Genomic DNA, 16,003 nt, shown 5'->3' on the forward strand with positions numbered 1-16,003 from the left:
TTGTTATAAAAGCGGTTTCTAACTCTACTTCTTAGCTAGAATTGTAATAATTATCTAAGAGGGTGTCAACCCAAAACTTCATCATTCCTAGAAAAAGCCTTAATATTCGCGAATTTTTACATACTTTTTACCTTTTGATAAACAAGAACATATTTTTTTATCTATATTACCCAAAAAGTTTTTAGCAAATATATCAACTTACTCATTGTGAAAAACCGATTTATGTGATAATTTCATTTTATTCAAGTGGTGCATACGCTTACAGATTTAGTTTACTAAACATAAGGAGGAATTCAAATGACCGCAACATTGGATGCTGTTACCTTCGGAGAACCCATGGCCATGTTTTACGCCAATGAAGCAGGCTCTCTGGATGAGGTGCGTTCATTCACCAAAGCGCTGGCCGGAGCGGAGACGAATGTTTCGGCCGGTTTGTCGCGTTTGGGACTACGAGCCGGACTCGTGACCAAACTCGGCGAGGATACGTTCGGCAAGTTCATTGCCGATGCACTGCGTCAGGAGAAGATTGACACCCAAAATGTCATGTTTACCAAAGACCACTCTACCGGGATGCTGATTAAATCCAAAGTTACCAGCGGCGATCCTGAGGTCGAATATTTTCGCAGGCATTCCGCCGCTTCCACACTGAGCATTGCTGATTTTAACGAAGCTTACTTTGCCGGGGCTCGCCACCTGCACTTTACAGGTATTTCTGTCGCACTTTCCCCTGAATGCCGCGACTTCGCCCGACATGCGAAGCAGTTTATGAAAAAGGCAGGCAAAACCGTATCCTTCGATCCCAACCTCAGACCCAAGTTATGGCCTGACACACAAACGATGGTGGAGGCGATTAACGAAGCGTCCGAGGGTTGCGACTGGCTGCTGCCAGGCATTCATGAAGGTAAAATACTAACAGGCTATACTTCGCCTGAAGATATCGCTTCGTTCTACCTCGATCGCGGCACCTCGCTGGTGATCATCAAGTTGGGAACCGAAGGCTCCTATTACAAATCCGCAGATGCAGAGGGATATGTCAAGCGTTTCCGCGTAGATCATGTCGTGGATACCGTCGGCGCAGGTGACGGCTTTGCCGCAGGTGTTATCAGCGCACTGCTGGAAGGATTACCCCTGGCTGAAGCAGTCAAGCGCGGTAATGCACTTGGTGCGCTGGCTGTCATGTCAGCCGGAGACATGGACGGCTATCCGACGCGAGCCGAATTGGAATCTTTTTTGCTCAGCGCCAGCACCAATTAGTTTGGGTTCATTCCCCGCATAACCTTCACCGCTATGAGCGCAAGCTCAACAAGGCCGAATCCTAAGTCAGCCTTAACTTCCAATAGCCCGTATTCGCATTTGTACGACCTGAGCAGCATACGCATACTCAGGTCGTACAAAGGAATACGGGCTATTTTTATATATATGACATATACTCGTTTACAGCGTTTTGACGGATTCTCCTCGATGGATATCCGGCACAAATCGGTAAATAATCGGAACCGACTCGCCGCCTTCCTCAATGCTGGACAGCAGCGTTTTTGCCGCCTGCTTCCCCATATCCGCAATCGGTTGTGTAATGGTCGTAATGGGCGGATTGTAAATATGGGCAAACTCCGCATCGTCAATTCCGATAATGGACAATTCTGCCGGAATACGTATACGGCGGGCATTCACATACTTCAACACCTCAGCCAACACAATATCATTCCCGGCCAACAGTGCAGTCGGCGGCTCCGTCAGTTGGAACAGTTCCTTCAGTGTCTGCTGGATTTCTTCTCTCGGCACACTGTGCATATACTCTTCACGAAATGGCAAGCCATGCTCCTCCAGCGCCTTCTTATATCCGCTGAGCCGCTCCACTCGTGGAGTAATCCGATTCAAGCCAAGGGGCAAGGTAATCAACGCAATTCGTTCATGCTTGTGAGCCACAAGTTCCTGAATCGCCAGCTTAATCGCCATTTCGTTATCCAGCAGCAGGCTGCGTGTATTGACACCGTCCACCAGGCGGTCCAAAAACACCAATGGATATTTTTCCCGAATGAGCTGGTTGTAAATGTCCGCATGCTTTCCTGTCGGGAAGATGATTAAGCCGTCCACTTGGCGGGCCTTGAGCATCTCAATATACTGACTTTCCTTGTCAGGGTTTTCATCGGCGTTGCAAATGATCACCTGAATGCCAAAGCGCTGCAATTCCTCCTCAATCGCACGGATAGACTGAATCGACAGCGTATAATCAATGTTGGCCACAATAACTCCCACCATAAACGTCCGGTTTTGCTTCAAGCTGCGGGCCAGCCCGTTAGGCTGATAGTTCAGCTCTTGAATAACCTCGGCGATCCGGTCCTTGGTTTGGTCGCTCATATATTTATATCGTTTGTTCAGAAATTGCGAGACCGTGCTTTTAGACACTCCCGCCTTCTGGGCAACATCTTCAATCGTTGGCTTCTTCATCGGTACACTCCTTGTCTTTCATGTACTGCGTTAGTGCAACAAAAGTATATCTTTCTTTTAGTAAATTTACCATACTTCTATTTATGAATGCCATTATGATATATTTTGAGCTTAAAACTTACCTGTGGTGCCACTTCGCCAACTCCATTTTCATATACAACTTTTGGCTCACTGCTATTTCCACTCTATGCAGGAAAAAGAGGTAGTTCAAGATGTTCTCTTGAACTACCTCCACGTATACAACTCTATCAAAAAGCTAGGTTCCAGTTAACCCGAATAACTACTTGGATTAGTGTGCCGGAACAGGCGTTGCAGGTTGATCCGGTGTATCATGCTCGACCAGCGAATGCTTTTCCCATAACCGGCTTCTCCAGCGGGCATACATGATGACAGCACGAGTCCATTCATCAGCAGCAATCGCCAGCCACACACCAGCGAGTCCCATATCCAGCTTGAACACCAGCAGATAGCCCAGCGGCAAGCTCATGCAGACCATGGAGATCAACCCCATAAAGACCGGGAACTTGGCATCTCCAGCAGCACGCAATGAGTTAATGATGACGATATTCGTCGTCCGTCCAGTTTCTAGCAGAATGCTAAGTAAAATAACCTGCGCACCCAAACGAATAATTTCAGGGTTTTCCGTAAACAAACCGAGTAAGGGTACACGGAAAAAGATAACCACTGCATCAATGATCACAGTCACGAGCAGCGCCCATTTCACACTGCTCAATACACGTTTATAAGCCGTATCCTTCTCCCTGGCTCCCACGAGCCTCCCCACTACAATAGCCGTTCCCATACCAACTGCCATACTGAACAAATAAATATAGCTCGAAATATTATTGGCATATTGACGTGTCGCCATCGCTTCAGCGCCCAGATAAGTCACATACAGTGTAAATATGAGCTGACACGACTGATACATGATGGACTCCAGCGCGGATGGTACACCAATACGCAATATTTTTGTGATAAATTTTCTGGATAAATGGACGTAATATTTCCACTCGACACGGACCTCAGTTACCCGGTACATCAGCCAGAAGAAGATCAAGAGACAAATAAAGCGGCTACCTACTGTAGAAATAGCAGCACCTTCTACACCGAGTGCAGGCATTCCCCAATGCCCCAAAATCAAAACATAGTTGCCGACCACGTGGATCACGTTCATAAAAACCGATACATACATCGTTTCTTTGGTAAAACCGTGCGTACGAATGGTCGCCGCCAGCGAGTTAATCAATGCCTGAAGGAAAATGGCCCCCCCGACGATACTCATATAGGATTCCGCGTAAGTCAGAATATCACCCTGGACATTCAGCCATTGCAACATATGAGTACCAAACACAAGAAAAATGACGCTTAGCAAAAGACCTACCATTAAATTCAGAGTAATGGCCGTACCCGTCACCTGGGCCGCTTCGACTAGTTTCTTAGAACCGATATATTGAGCTACGACGATAGCAGCGCCGTTGCCGATAACCTCCAGTACAAGGATAGCGATTGAAATAATTTGATTGGACGCGCCCACACCCGACACTGCATTATCAGATACAGAACTGAGCATGAATGTATCGACGCTTCCCATTAGCATAAACAGGAACAATTCAAGGAAAATAGGCCATGTCAAACGGAACAAATTCAGTTCCTTGGCTTCGGACAATACCGAACCATTTTTTAGTGCTCTGGTTGTCATTCATTCACCTTTCTTCATAGAATATTTAATGATCAAAGGGTATGTTAGCACAGTCATTCTGAAAATACATCCCGTTTACGTAAAATGATTTGAAAAATACGTAAGAATTCATTTATCACCTTCTTATAATTGATTATCGAACTTTATTGAAACAGGATGTTGCAAGGATACATCCATAATCTGGACTTTTCGACGTCGTTATGAGCTAAAGGGTATAATAGATTAAGAGCTTGTGAGCATTGCCGCTGACAGGATGTGCAGATTGTTGTATGCTTCCTAAGCATAATTTGTAAGTTAGAAATGGATTATATAGGTCATTCATAGACTTAAACGGTAATAAAGGAGGCTTTTACAGATGACTCAATCATTTCAAGCCCTTGTCGTCGATCAGACGCATGACGGAGAGGTTCAAGCAGAAGTACGTTCTTTGAAAACTGACAATTTACCTGCTGGAGAAGTATTGATTCGTGTCGCTTATTCCAGCATCAATTATAAAGACGGGCTTGCCGCCCGCAAGGATGGCAATATTGTCAAATCCTATCCGTTCGTACCCGGCATAGATTGCTCGGGAACCGTCGTCTCTTCGGAGGATAGCCGTTTTAGCGAAGGACAAGCGGTACTCGTTACCGGGTACGGGCTGGGTGTGTCTCAATTCGGAGGATTCAGCCAATATGCGCGCGTGCCTGCGGACTGGGTGGTTCCGCTTCCCGACGGACTCACGCTGAGAGAGGCGATGATTTTTGGGACAGCCGGATTCACCGCAGCCCTGTCGTTATATCGGCTGGAGCAAAACGACGTTGCGCCGGAGAAGGGTAAGGTGCTCGTCACCGGAGCGACGGGTGGGGTAGGCGGTGCAGCCATTGCCTTGCTGCACAAGAGGGGCTACCATGTCGTAGCCAGCAGTGGCAAAGTCGAATCCCATGATTACCTCAAGGCGCTCGGAGCAGCCGATGTTATTTCGCGTGAGGAGGTTTACGACGGTGCCGAGAGCATCCGACCGCTAGCCAAGCAGCTTTGGCAAGCGGCTGTAGACCCTGTAGGCGGAAAGCCGCTCGCTTCGCTGCTCAGCCAGATCGCCTACAACGGCTCTGTTGCCGTGAGCGGCCTGACGGCAGGCACCAAGCTGCCTACGACGGTGCTGCCATTTATTTTGCGCGGCGTAAATCTGCTGGGCATAGACTCTGTCTTCTGCCCCTATGACACCCGCGTAGCGATCTGGAAGCACCTCGGCAGTGATTGGAAGCCGGAACAGCTAGAACAGCTCGTTGAGCGCGAAATTGGCTTGGCTGACCTGCCAAGCGCGCTCGAAGACATCCTAGCAGCCCGCTCACAGGGTAGAACGATTGTACGGCTGGCTGATTAAGCGGAAGGTTGTCCACAAGCTATCCGTTGACGGGTTTTTGCGCGAAGGTGTGTTCATCCCGTAGGGTCGTAGCAATGAAACATATAAGAAGCCTGTAAATCTGCAGTTTTGAGATTTACAGGCTTCTTTTTTTGTGTGGTACATTGGAGAAAAAGTGGGCACATCGAAGCGGACGATCTATTTTTCACAACCAAATGAACCTTTTGTGAACTCCAGTTGTTGTATAGATAAACTGCACGAGAAAGGAGAGCCATCATTGCAAAGTAATCGAGAGTTGTTTGATCTGTATCAACGGGATGTATATCGAACCTGCTACTACATGGTCCATAACGCCTCAGATGCAGAGGATTTAACGCAGGAAGTGTTTATTACTCTGTTTCGCAGCAATCGTGAGCACATCAAGCAACTAAAAGCCTGGATTATGAAAGTTACGGTCAATCATTGTCTGAACCATCTTAAACGCCGAAAAAGCCTGCATCTGAAAGTATCGGCCAATCTCCATCTTTTTACCGGAACCGAAAGCAAGTCAGTAGACAGGCAGGTGGAGGAACGCGAGTCGGCTGAGGAATGGGCCGTTTATATGAATCGCCTTCCGGCCAAAATCCGCGCTGTGCTGACACTTCGCTATATGCACGATTTCACGCTGGTGGAAATATCCAAGCTGCTGGAAATTCCGCTGGGAACCGTCAAATCCAGAACACACAAAGGGCTAAAGTTAATGGAGCAAATACTGCGGGAGGCTGGCACACAGTTTCCCGAGATGGAAGGAGAGAACTATGAACAACGTAGAAAAGGCATTGAAGCGCAAGTTAAATGAAGATTCGGAAATAGCCTATCCTGACTTCAATGAAATGTGGAACCGGATGGAACAGGCAGGATATACTGCCCCTACGCTAACCGATGCTTCCGATTCATTCACTCCACACCGACATAGTAATTGGCGCAAAATAGCCATCGCTGCTTCCCTGAGCGCACTTCTCGTTGCCGTTCCCGTCTATGCCGCCATCCATTATAACTGGGACAATCTGCTGCACGGAAGAAGTGGAATTGAGACGGCTTTAGCTCAAAACCTTGGACAGCCTTTAGAACAGTCTGTCACCAGAGACGGGATAAAGCTGACGTTGCATACCGCTATTGTCGATGAGAATCGGACTGTGATTCTGTACAGCCTGGAAGTCGGAAAACGTACAGACAACGAGTTTTGGAATGTCAAAGGCGTATCACTTAAAAATGCTGCGGGGAAAAGCAGCGAAGGGGAGTACAGCTTCCAGCAATGGGACGAGAAAAATCAACGCTATAACGGTTACTTTGAAAGTGATTGGACACCGCAGCAAGAAACAGAGAACGTGCGGCTGACCGTGGATCATATTGAGCTTACCAGCGTTCAGGAATTGGATTTGCCGCTCGATATCACATCGCCTCAGAAACAGACTTTCAGGCTAGATCGTAACGGTCTACAAGATATGAAGGTACAGGTATTCGAACAAGGTAAGGACAAGCTGATGCTGTCATCAGCAATTACCTTCGATTCCTCCATACCAAAAGAATGGGACAATCCGCAAATTATTGCCTACAAAGATGGGAAGCCTGTGAACCCCCAATCTGGAGGGACATTTGGTACACCCGGTGAGAACGGAGAATACACAGCCCAGCAGTATTTTACTAAAGGGGATATACCAGAAGGGCAGACTACTTTTAAACTGCAATATGCACAAACGGAGAAAAGTATACATGAACCCCTAAACTTTGACCTGCAGCTAAGCAAGAAGAAAATGGAGAGCGGGACGATTAAAAGTGTGCTGAATACCCCCTTGGAGAACGGTAATCCGAATTTCATGCTGGAACAAATGATTGTGACACCGACACAAATCCGTGTCACGATCAGAAGCGAAAAGAAATTCGCCATGTTGCCTTATCAAAAATATTTTCTTTCTGTGAACGGCACAACGTTAGAGGGTAATCGTTGGTCTTCACCAGATCAGGACCACGATCTGAATACGATCCGTTTTGAACGGCCGGCCCATCTTGCGATTACCCGAGATACTCCCATTACTTTTACAGGCAAATACAAGGTTACGACTCATTCGGATGACAAAACGCCGCAGCATTTGACTGATATTTCTGAGCAAAAGCAGACGATAACGACGCAAATCGGCGGCTATCCTGTGAAGTGGACCTACTACAAACAAGGAGCAGATTTATTCGTAGAAACGGAAAGTGAGGATACTCACTTTGGAGGGATCAACCAGACGCATATGGGTCTGGGGAAAGAACGGATGATTGGCAAGCCGATCACAGCCAACTTCGCCGGAGACGGCAATAATAAGGCAGTGGATGTCTACAAGAACTTCAAGGGAAAGGAAGCTTCTATTTATATGTTCTACTATACAACGGACGAACCTGAAGCAGAGACGAGCGTACCCTTGCAGCCACTGACTAGCAACAGCCAAGCATCTAAATAACCATGCTATAAAAAGAGGGTTCTCTATACCTGTGTGATTCGCAGTATAGGGACCCCCTTTTTACTTGCCTAGTAAGGCACAGCCCGCTTGAAGCTGTTGTATTCTCATCTTATTTTACAGAACCTTGCGTAACACCATTAATAATCCATTTTTGTGCAATTAGATAGACAATAATCATCGGCAGCAAGGCCATCAAGTACGAGGCAAAGGCCAGATTAAAGTCAGTATTGAACTGTCCCTGGAACACATACTGGACGAGCGGCAATGTATATTGCTCCGCATCGCTGATAATAATGAGCGGCAGCAAAAAGTCATTATATGTGGACAAACAAGTGAGAATCCCCACTGTAGCACTAATCGGCGCCATCAGCGGAAATATAATACGCCAAAATGTCCCCCATGTCGTCGCACCATCTACCGTGGCTGCCTCTTCCAATGCCACTGGAATCGACCGAATATAACCGACATACACGAAGACATTAAACGCCAAGCCATACACCGTATGCAGCACAATGAGGCCCAACAGATTGGTCATATGTAGCCCCGAGGCCAGCTTTACAATCGGCAGCATGATGATCGGGAACGGAATAAACATGGCGCTGACAAAGTAAAAATATAATCCTTTGAAAAAACGCCGCTGCATATTGCGAGCAATGGCATAAGCAACCATCGAGTTGGTGAGCAAAGTGAGTATGACCGTCGATGTTGTCACCATCACACTATTCTGAAAAGCACTGAAAAAATGGGTCATTTCCACTGCACGACTAAAATTTTCCCAATGCAGCTCCGTCGGAAAGGCAAAGGCGGAATGCGCCATCTGCTCGGGATTTTTGAGTGCAATCGTCACCGTCATATAGAGGGGAAACAGGATAAATATTGTCCCCAACGCTACCAGAATCAGCACAGGCCAGTTGGTACGTCTGCTTGTTTTCATCAGTTATCCATCTCCCTTCTTTGGAGGAATCGCAGCTGTAAGATGGAAATGATCGCGATCACAATAAAGTAAATCACAGAGTTAGCTGACTGATAGGCAAATTCTCCTCCTCTAAAGCCTCCGGTGTATATCAGATGAGAAATCGACTGCGTGGCCCGTCCCGGTCCGCCGTTCGTCAAGGCCACGATCTGATCGAATACCATTAGGGAATTTTTCATCGCCAATACCATATTGATCGTAAAAAATGGAGCAATCAACGGAAAGGTAATGCTCCAGAATTCACGCCATTTACCTGCACCGTCCAGGTTGGATGCCTCATACAGACTGGTCGGAATTGTTTGCAGCCCTGCCAGATAGAGGATCGTATTAAAGGCAATGCCCTGCCATACGGCTACAATGACCACCCCCACCCAAGCCAACTGCTCGCTACCCAAGATGTTGGTCGATAGTGAACTGATGCCCAGATTTTGTCCCCAAATCGTAAACACGTTCGAGAACAGGTAATTAAATATGTAACCTACAATTAATACGCTCAAAATATTAGGCAAAAAATAAATTCCTCGAAAGAAATTACGGAAACGTATTTTAGCGTTCAGCCCCATGGCAATCAACAAGCTGAGAATATTAATCGCAATGGTAACCACAATCGCAAATTTGAAAGTAAACCAGTAAGCATTGCCCACATTGTCGTCTTGAAACAAATTAATATAGTTCTTAAACCCGACAAAGTGGTACTGATGCCCGAATCCGTTCCAATTGGTAAGCGAATAATAAAAACCCTGCAAGGCAGGTAAGGTCAAAAATACAAAAAACAATAGCACCGCCGGCACCGTCATCCAGTAAAAAGTCGTCAGTCGCTTATTCATGTCTCATCCTCCTCCCCTATCGGCGGTTAGCTACCTTATTCCACTCACGGTCGAGCTTGGCTAGATAGGCGTCGATATCTCCATTTTGCAGGAAAGCCTGCACAATAGAATTCAATTGGACTGCTTTGGGAATATAATGATCGGCAAAATCAATGACACGGCCTGATTTAAAATACGGCAACAACTCTGCCACACTCGGGTCATCCTGTGTGACTCCCTTCACCGCTGAAAACAACGTTTGTTCCGTAATGTATTGCTTGCTGTTCTCTGGCTTCAATAGGAAGGCAATGAACTCTTCAGCTTCCTTTTTATGCGGGGTGCTTTCCGAAACAGCTAATAGCGTATCTATTCCAGACACTAGCTTGACCGCCTTTGCGTCATTCCCTGTAGGGAACGGGAAAAATCCGAGTTCCACTTTCGGGTTGGCTTTGCGAATTTCAGATATAGCCCACGAGCCCTGAATGTACATCAGTCCCTGCCCGTTAGCGAAAGCACGGTTCCCGTCAGCATAGTTTTTGCCGAAGTTATCACTATGTCCGTATTTCAGCAGCTCCAGCTGCTTTTCCGCAACCTCGCGGTACTTGTCCTGAAAGGTAACCTGATTCTCACGCCGTTGCAGGAAAAAATCAATACCCACCAGGTTCGGACCCAGTGCGTTAAAAGGAAGGTTCGTTTGCCAATCATCTTTATATGTAAAATAGAATGGGATCTTGCCAGCGGCCTTGATTTTTTGCGCCGTTGCAATCAGTTCATCCCATGTTTTGGGCACCTGTAATCCCATTTCCTTAAAAAGCGTCTTGTTATACATCACACCATTCGCATTCGCAGCATAAGGAATTCCATACACAGGATCGACCCCGGTCACATCCTTAAGCATTTTGAGGTAAATCGGGTCCACCGTACGTGGTAATTCTGTATTTGCCAGATCCGTAAAAATACCGCTTTGCGCCAAAATGGAGTAGGTATCTGTAGCCCCAAGCCCCACAATGTCAGGTACATCGTTTTTGACCACCCGGGTCAATAACACCGTTTCTGCCTCTGGCGGATTGACCTGTGTCACTTCAATACCAGGATGCTCCTGATTGAATTGAGCGATCAGCTTATCGAATGAACCCTTAGCCTCCGGCTTATTTTGGAAAAACTCAATCTGCACCTTGCCTGAAGCGTCGCCCTTATTGCATGCGCTTACAACGATCGTTAGCAGCAGGATCGCCGCTAGTGCAGACAGCCTTTTGACCTCATTCCACATGCTCATACCTCCTTTTCCCCTATGTCAATCTATGCGGGGCTAGACAATTAATACCCGTCCCTGGCGAAAAAGAAACGATACCGTAGAGGCAAACGCCTTCCCGAAGTCCAACACCGTTCGTATTAAAAAAAGATCCAGCTAACCTTCAAACGGTCGCGTGGATCCCTTTCGCTTTTATAATGTTCGGGTTACAAAGTCTTATTTCTAAACAATCTTCTTTTGCCATCGTGTAAAACTAATAATCATGCAGGCTATAATCATTCCTCCTGCACACATCCAAAATTCAAATGAGTTGTCAATCCTTAGAGCAAGCAATATTTCTCGAAATGGGTCCATTAACATAATGAGTGGCCTAAACAACTCGAAGAGAAATACGGATAAGATAAGAATCACTATATAAGCAAATAACGGCCGTGACACAAACAAACACACAACGCTACTCAACATGAGCTTTACCAGACAAACCAGCGTTAATACCAAATAAAACCCAAGTATGTAGGGTATAGCGTCCGACCGGAAAGAGGCAACGGATGACCCATATTTAAAAAAAGTAGAGCTGTGCGGAAAAAACAACCATCCAGCGATTACACCTATAAGCAAGCTTGTCCCCATAAAAATGACCGTTATGGCTGATAGTGCTAGCAACTTGGCAAGCCAAAACTGAAAACGTCGATACGGTCGTAACACATATAGCCTATAGGCTCCAGAATAGAGATCCCCGCTTAATTGGTCCACATACAGAATGGGCAGGATTGCTGTAATGAGAAATAAAGCAACCTCACTCATCATCAGCCACGGCAGATTGAGATTATTTACGACCACAGTTCCTTCACCAAAACGTAAGACCTTCGTACCCGTTACTTTATGGCTCCATATAATTGCGATCACGATTAATATATAGGCTATATATAATAAAAGACTGGATTTGCGATTCCAAATTCGTTCCATTTCACTTCGCCATATTCCTAGCACGAGGAAATCCCCCTAATACAGATAATCATCGGTCACAAACCGGCGGTAAGCCCCCCAAGTAAAAAAGATAAGATATAGACTAACAACGGTGATAATCGCTCCATTCACAGACAAATTCCCCATTAAGGACCTATCTAGTCCTGTATGCTGCATATATGGAACAATCATAAATGCAATCACATTGTATAAGTAGGGGATATGAGAAACCAAAGCGGCCAATTTTAAATACAATGAATCAAACAACAGTGAACCCAGATTGTATACCATACAAAAACCGATTGCATACGTTACACTCTTACTGTACATCGCGACAAAGCAGTAAAAGGAGCTTATTGCCAATAATGAGGCAAGTGCCCAACCATAGTATTCAAGCATCTGTAGTCCCTGAGATCCAGACAGTCCCGCATCACTTATATCATATGAAAGAGTCCATACTTCAACGATCACCTGCGAGGATACTGCAAATGCCATGAGAAGAAGCAAGATAGAAGTATTCAAAACCAACAACTTACCCCAGAAAATCTGACCGCGGGTAAATCGGCGCATAAACAACAAGCGCAGTTGCCCGCTTCGAAATTCCTCTGTGTATACAGCAGCCGCTAAAACAGCCACAGCTATATTACATGCTAAAAACAAATTCTCACGCAGACCCGTAACGACAAAGTTTAGGGATAATACCTCTACAGGAATCTTCATCGTGCGCAAGAAATATACTCCTGTCGAACAGGCTAGCATTGGTGTACATAATACCATGAGCCAGAACCACTTTCGTCTCCATAATCTCTCGAACTCGCTGTATACTAATAACTTCATAGTCCCATTAATCCCATAAAGGCATCCTCCAGACGTTGGCCTTCCTTTATCAGCTGATCAGCGGGCCCCTGCCAAACTAGCCTACCCTCTTTAATTACAATGAGCTCATCGCACATCTGTTGCAATTCATCCAGTAGATGACTGGAGATAAAAAAGGCATAATTCGCATAATCACGCAGCTGAAGCACAATATCTCTCAGCTCTCTCATCCCCATGGGATCAAGACCGTTGGACGGTTCATCCAGCAGCAGAAGCTCAGGAGCGCCCAGCATGGACTGCGCAATACCTAGTCTTTGCTTCATTCCCAGCGAGTAGGTTTTCACCTTGTCATCCCCCCGCTTTTCCAGCCTCACCTTTGTAAGCAACTCTTCGATATGTATCTCCCGATCTGAGGGCGCAATTTCAGAATGTAGCCGTGACAAGTTGCGCAAAACCTGCCTACCTGTCATGTAATCAAAAAAGACTGGAGATTCAACAATGGCCCCTACCTTGCATAACGCCTTTTCCCGATCAGTGTGCACATCATATGAAGCTATCTTTACAGAACCGCTGGTTGGCTGCATTAATCCGGTCATGATTCGCATCATTGTAGTTTTACCGGCCCCATTAGGCCCAATAAATCCATATATCTTTCCTTTTTGAAGCTTAAAGGAAACACGATCTAACAAATACCTTTTTCCCATTTTTTTCGTCACCTGGCTGACCTCCAGCAAGGAGTCCGACATACTATTTCCCCCATTCATAACGAATCGTAAAATAGTTTCAACGCGGGCATTGGATATATAAGATTTCTATTGACGACACAAACTTCAGTTAACAATGATCCACATTAACCATACAGTTTAAAAAATACCACATGTTGCGAAATGTAAAAGGTTCGCTTTATATGTAAAATAAAATATAAATAATTTATAAATGTCATTTAATATAATAGATGGTTATTAATTTTGGCGATAATGTCTTTACCATACAAAAATAGCCCTTCGGCAGACGCGCTACCTCAGGGCTATTCTTTATGCAAATATACGTTGCCTACTTCAACAACCAGCCTGTCGCCTACTCCAGTTCAACCCACTCGCCGAGCAACGTGTCCAGCTCCGCTTGCAGTCGCTCACGCACGTCCCACAGCTCCGCCATGCGCGCTGTGTCGCTGCTTGTGCCGAGCAGTTCCAGCTCGGCATCTGTCGCCGCCAATGCTGCTTCCTTGGCGGCAATCGCCCGCTCCAACCGCTCGCGGGACACAGCGGGTGAGCGGGATGGCTTCGCGGCCTTCGCTCCGCGTGCCCCACTCCGGGCATCGGACGCCCCCAAGCGACCTGCCGCCCCGGAGCGAGCACGGCTCGCATCGGCTCCGGTAGTCGCCCCTGTCCGCGCAGCCGTTCCCGCATCATTGCTCGCTGCACTGGCGGGCGTAGCTAGGCCCGCGCCCGAGCCGCCACCAGATGCGGCTCTACCTGCAGATGCCGAGCGTACTCCTGCATCCGCTCCACGCTGCGAGTGGGCGTTTTCCAGCTCCCGCTTCTTCGCGCGGTATTCATCAAAGCCGCCCAGATAAAAGGACAGCTTTCCGTTTTCCAGCTCCCACACGCGTCCAGCCAGCTTATTCACAAAGTAGCGGTCATGGGAAATGGCTAGCACCGTTCCCGTGTAGGTGCCCAGCGCTTCCTCCAAGGCCTCGCGGGAATCGATGTCCAGATGGTTGGTCGGCTCATCCAGCACCAGCAAATTCGGCTTTTTCATAACCAGCAACGCCAGCCGCAAGCGAGACCACTCCCCACCGGACAGCATGCTCACAGGTTTAAACACATCCGCACCATAAAATAAATACTTCGCCAGCTGCCCGCGTGCTTCGCCTTCTTCCAGCCCTGCTTCCTCCTTGAAGTAGGCAAGCACCGTCGCCCGGCTATCCCGTTCTCTCTCTTGCTGCGCCAAATATCCGTACTCGACGCGTGCGCCCCATTGGACCGTGCCTTCATCTACGCTTTCCTGACCAAGCAACAGCTTGAGCAGCGTCGTTTTGCCTGCACCGTTATCGCCTAGCAAGGCTACCTTTTCACCAAATTCCAGGCTGCCTGTTGCCCCGTTTAATATTTGACGTTCTCCATAGGCTTTGGTGATGTCCTCGAATTGAAGCACCCTGCGACCGGAACGATCCTCCAACTTTAGGTGAAACTCCGCACCTTGAGGGTCCAGTACAGGTCGCTTCACCAGCTCCATTCGTTCCAGCGCCTTGCGGATTGAGGCTGCCTTTTTGAAAAACTTTTCATTATCGCCATTGCGTCCCCACTCTTCCAAACGGCGAATGGCCTCTTTCATCTTTTTGATCCGCTTTTGCTGCTCCTTATAATCCTCAAATTGCAGCAGCAGACGTTCTTCCTTCTCCTTAACGTAGCCGCTGTAATTCGTATAGTACGTAAAGGCCTCGCCATCCTCCAGTTCGATCATCTTGCCGGCAACTCGATCCAGAAAATAGCGATCATGGGATACAACCACACACGCACCTGCGTAGCCCTGCAAAAATTGCTCCAGCCATTCCAGCCCTTTCAAATCCAAATGGTTGGTCGGCTCATCCAGCAACAGCAGATCTGGTCGTCCAATGAGCTGTGATGCCAGCGCTATTTTGGTTTTTTCTCCGCCTGAAAGTGACCCGAAGTTGCGCGTATACATAGCTTTGGGAATACCTAGCCCATCCGCTATCTGATCCATACTGGCATCCATTTCATAGCCGCCGTTACGCTCAAACCGCTCCTGTAGCGAAGCATACGTTTGCAACAGCTTCTCTAACAGCTTGGGATTCGCTGCCACAACCGGATCTGACATTTCCCGTTCCAGTGTGGCCATCTGATTGCGGCAATCCTTCAGTTCACGATAGGCGTAAGCCAGCGTTTCGTATACGGTGAAGCTTTCAAACTCTGCCGGGATTTGCGGCAAGTAGCCGATTCTCGTATCTTTGGCGATGACGAGCTGCCCTTCATCCGGGTGGGACAAACGTGCAATCAGGCGTAATAGGGTGGTTTTGCCGCTTCCGTTGCGACCGATAAGCCCCACCTTTTCTCCCTTATGGATATCAAACGTTGCTCCATCTAAAATCAGATTAGCAGCGTGGTATTTTTTCAATTGTTGACCGTTTACAATATACATGTTCAGGCTCTCCTTTATTTAGGAAGACCCTTACCCAGGTAACACAAAAAGAGCCG

13 protein-coding genes are annotated in these 16,003 nt (G+C 47.1%); 4 read left to right on the top strand and 9 right to left on the bottom strand.

The window, feature by feature from the left end:
• The first annotated feature begins 297 nt into the window (after positions 1 to 297).
• A complete protein-coding gene (locus tag HFE01_RS10980; RefSeq protein ID WP_126666361.1) occupies positions 298 to 1,254 on the top strand; it encodes a sugar kinase in 957 nt (318 codons plus the stop codon).
• 180 nt (positions 1,255 to 1,434) lie between these two features.
• Here the strand turns inward: HFE01_RS10980 and HFE01_RS10985 are convergent, their stop codons facing one another.
• Positions 1,435 to 2,448, bottom strand: a complete 1,014-nt coding sequence (locus HFE01_RS10985) for a LacI family DNA-binding transcriptional regulator (protein ID WP_126666360.1) — start codon at positions 2,446 to 2,448, stop codon at positions 1,435 to 1,437.
• A 289-nt stretch (positions 2,449 to 2,737) separates the two neighbouring features.
• A complete protein-coding gene (locus HFE01_RS10990; RefSeq protein WP_064961582.1) occupies positions 2,738 to 4,147 on the bottom strand; it encodes an MATE family efflux transporter in 1,410 nt (469 codons plus the stop codon).
• 355 nt (positions 4,148 to 4,502) lie between these two features.
• Between HFE01_RS10990 and HFE01_RS10995 the strand changes: the two genes are divergently transcribed.
• From HFE01_RS10995 to HFE01_RS11005, 3 genes are all read left to right on the top strand, one after another.
• The gene (locus tag HFE01_RS10995) at positions 4,503 to 5,510 is read left to right on the top strand and encodes an acrylyl-CoA reductase family protein (RefSeq protein WP_126666359.1); all 1,008 of its coding nucleotides are present in this window, start codon (positions 4,503 to 4,505) and stop codon (positions 5,508 to 5,510) included.
• 256 nt (positions 5,511 to 5,766) lie between these two features.
• On the top strand, positions 5,767 to 6,327 hold the full coding sequence (locus HFE01_RS11000) for an RNA polymerase sigma factor (RefSeq protein ID WP_126666358.1): 561 nt from the start codon (positions 5,767 to 5,769) through the stop codon (positions 6,325 to 6,327).
• Positions 6,287 to 7,972: a DUF4179 domain-containing protein gene (locus tag HFE01_RS11005; protein WP_167437899.1), complete on the top strand. Its 1,686-nt coding sequence runs from the start codon at positions 6,287 to 6,289 to the stop codon at positions 7,970 to 7,972. The genes HFE01_RS11000 and HFE01_RS11005 overlap by 41 nt, the downstream gene beginning before the upstream one ends.
• Positions 7,973 to 8,081: 109 nt before the next feature.
• Here the strand turns inward: HFE01_RS11005 and HFE01_RS11010 are convergent, their stop codons facing one another.
• The 7 genes from HFE01_RS11010 to abc-f all read right to left on the bottom strand — a co-directional run bounded on the left by HFE01_RS11010 (position 8,082) and on the right by abc-f (position 15,947).
• The gene (locus tag HFE01_RS11010; RefSeq protein ID WP_016822712.1) at positions 8,082 to 8,906 is read right to left on the bottom strand and encodes a carbohydrate ABC transporter permease; all 825 of its coding nucleotides are present in this window, start codon (positions 8,904 to 8,906) and stop codon (positions 8,082 to 8,084) included.
• On the bottom strand, positions 8,906 to 9,772 hold the full coding sequence (locus HFE01_RS11015; RefSeq protein WP_016822711.1) for a carbohydrate ABC transporter permease: 867 nt from the start codon (positions 9,770 to 9,772) through the stop codon (positions 8,906 to 8,908). Before HFE01_RS11015 ends, HFE01_RS11010 begins: the two co-directional genes overlap by 1 nt.
• A gap of 16 nt (positions 9,773 to 9,788) precedes the next feature.
• Positions 9,789 to 11,021, bottom strand: coding sequence for an ABC transporter substrate-binding protein (locus HFE01_RS11020; protein WP_167437943.1), 1,233 nt, complete (start codon positions 11,019 to 11,021; stop codon positions 9,789 to 9,791).
• A 204-nt stretch (positions 11,022 to 11,225) separates the two neighbouring features.
• Positions 11,226 to 11,993, bottom strand: a complete 768-nt coding sequence (locus HFE01_RS11025) for an ABC transporter permease (protein WP_019688923.1) — start codon at positions 11,991 to 11,993, stop codon at positions 11,226 to 11,228.
• A gap of 12 nt (positions 11,994 to 12,005) precedes the next feature.
• The gene (locus HFE01_RS11030; protein WP_026065365.1) at positions 12,006 to 12,806 is read right to left on the bottom strand and encodes an ABC transporter permease; all 801 of its coding nucleotides are present in this window, start codon (positions 12,804 to 12,806) and stop codon (positions 12,006 to 12,008) included.
• Entirely contained in the window at positions 12,803 to 13,531 is a 729-nt protein-coding gene (locus tag HFE01_RS11035) for an ABC transporter ATP-binding protein (protein ID WP_167437900.1), read from the bottom strand. Before HFE01_RS11035 ends, HFE01_RS11030 begins: the two co-directional genes overlap by 4 nt.
• A 331-nt stretch (positions 13,532 to 13,862) precedes the next feature.
• Positions 13,863 to 15,947, bottom strand: coding sequence for a ribosomal protection-like ABC-F family protein (gene abc-f, locus HFE01_RS11040; protein WP_167437901.1), 2,085 nt, complete (start codon positions 15,945 to 15,947; stop codon positions 13,863 to 13,865).
• Positions 15,948 to 16,003: the final 56 nt, after the last annotated feature.

Source organism: Paenibacillus sp. EKM10P, assembly GCF_011800655.1.
Lineage (GTDB): Bacteria > Bacillota > Bacilli > Paenibacillales > Paenibacillaceae > Paenibacillus > Paenibacillus polymyxa.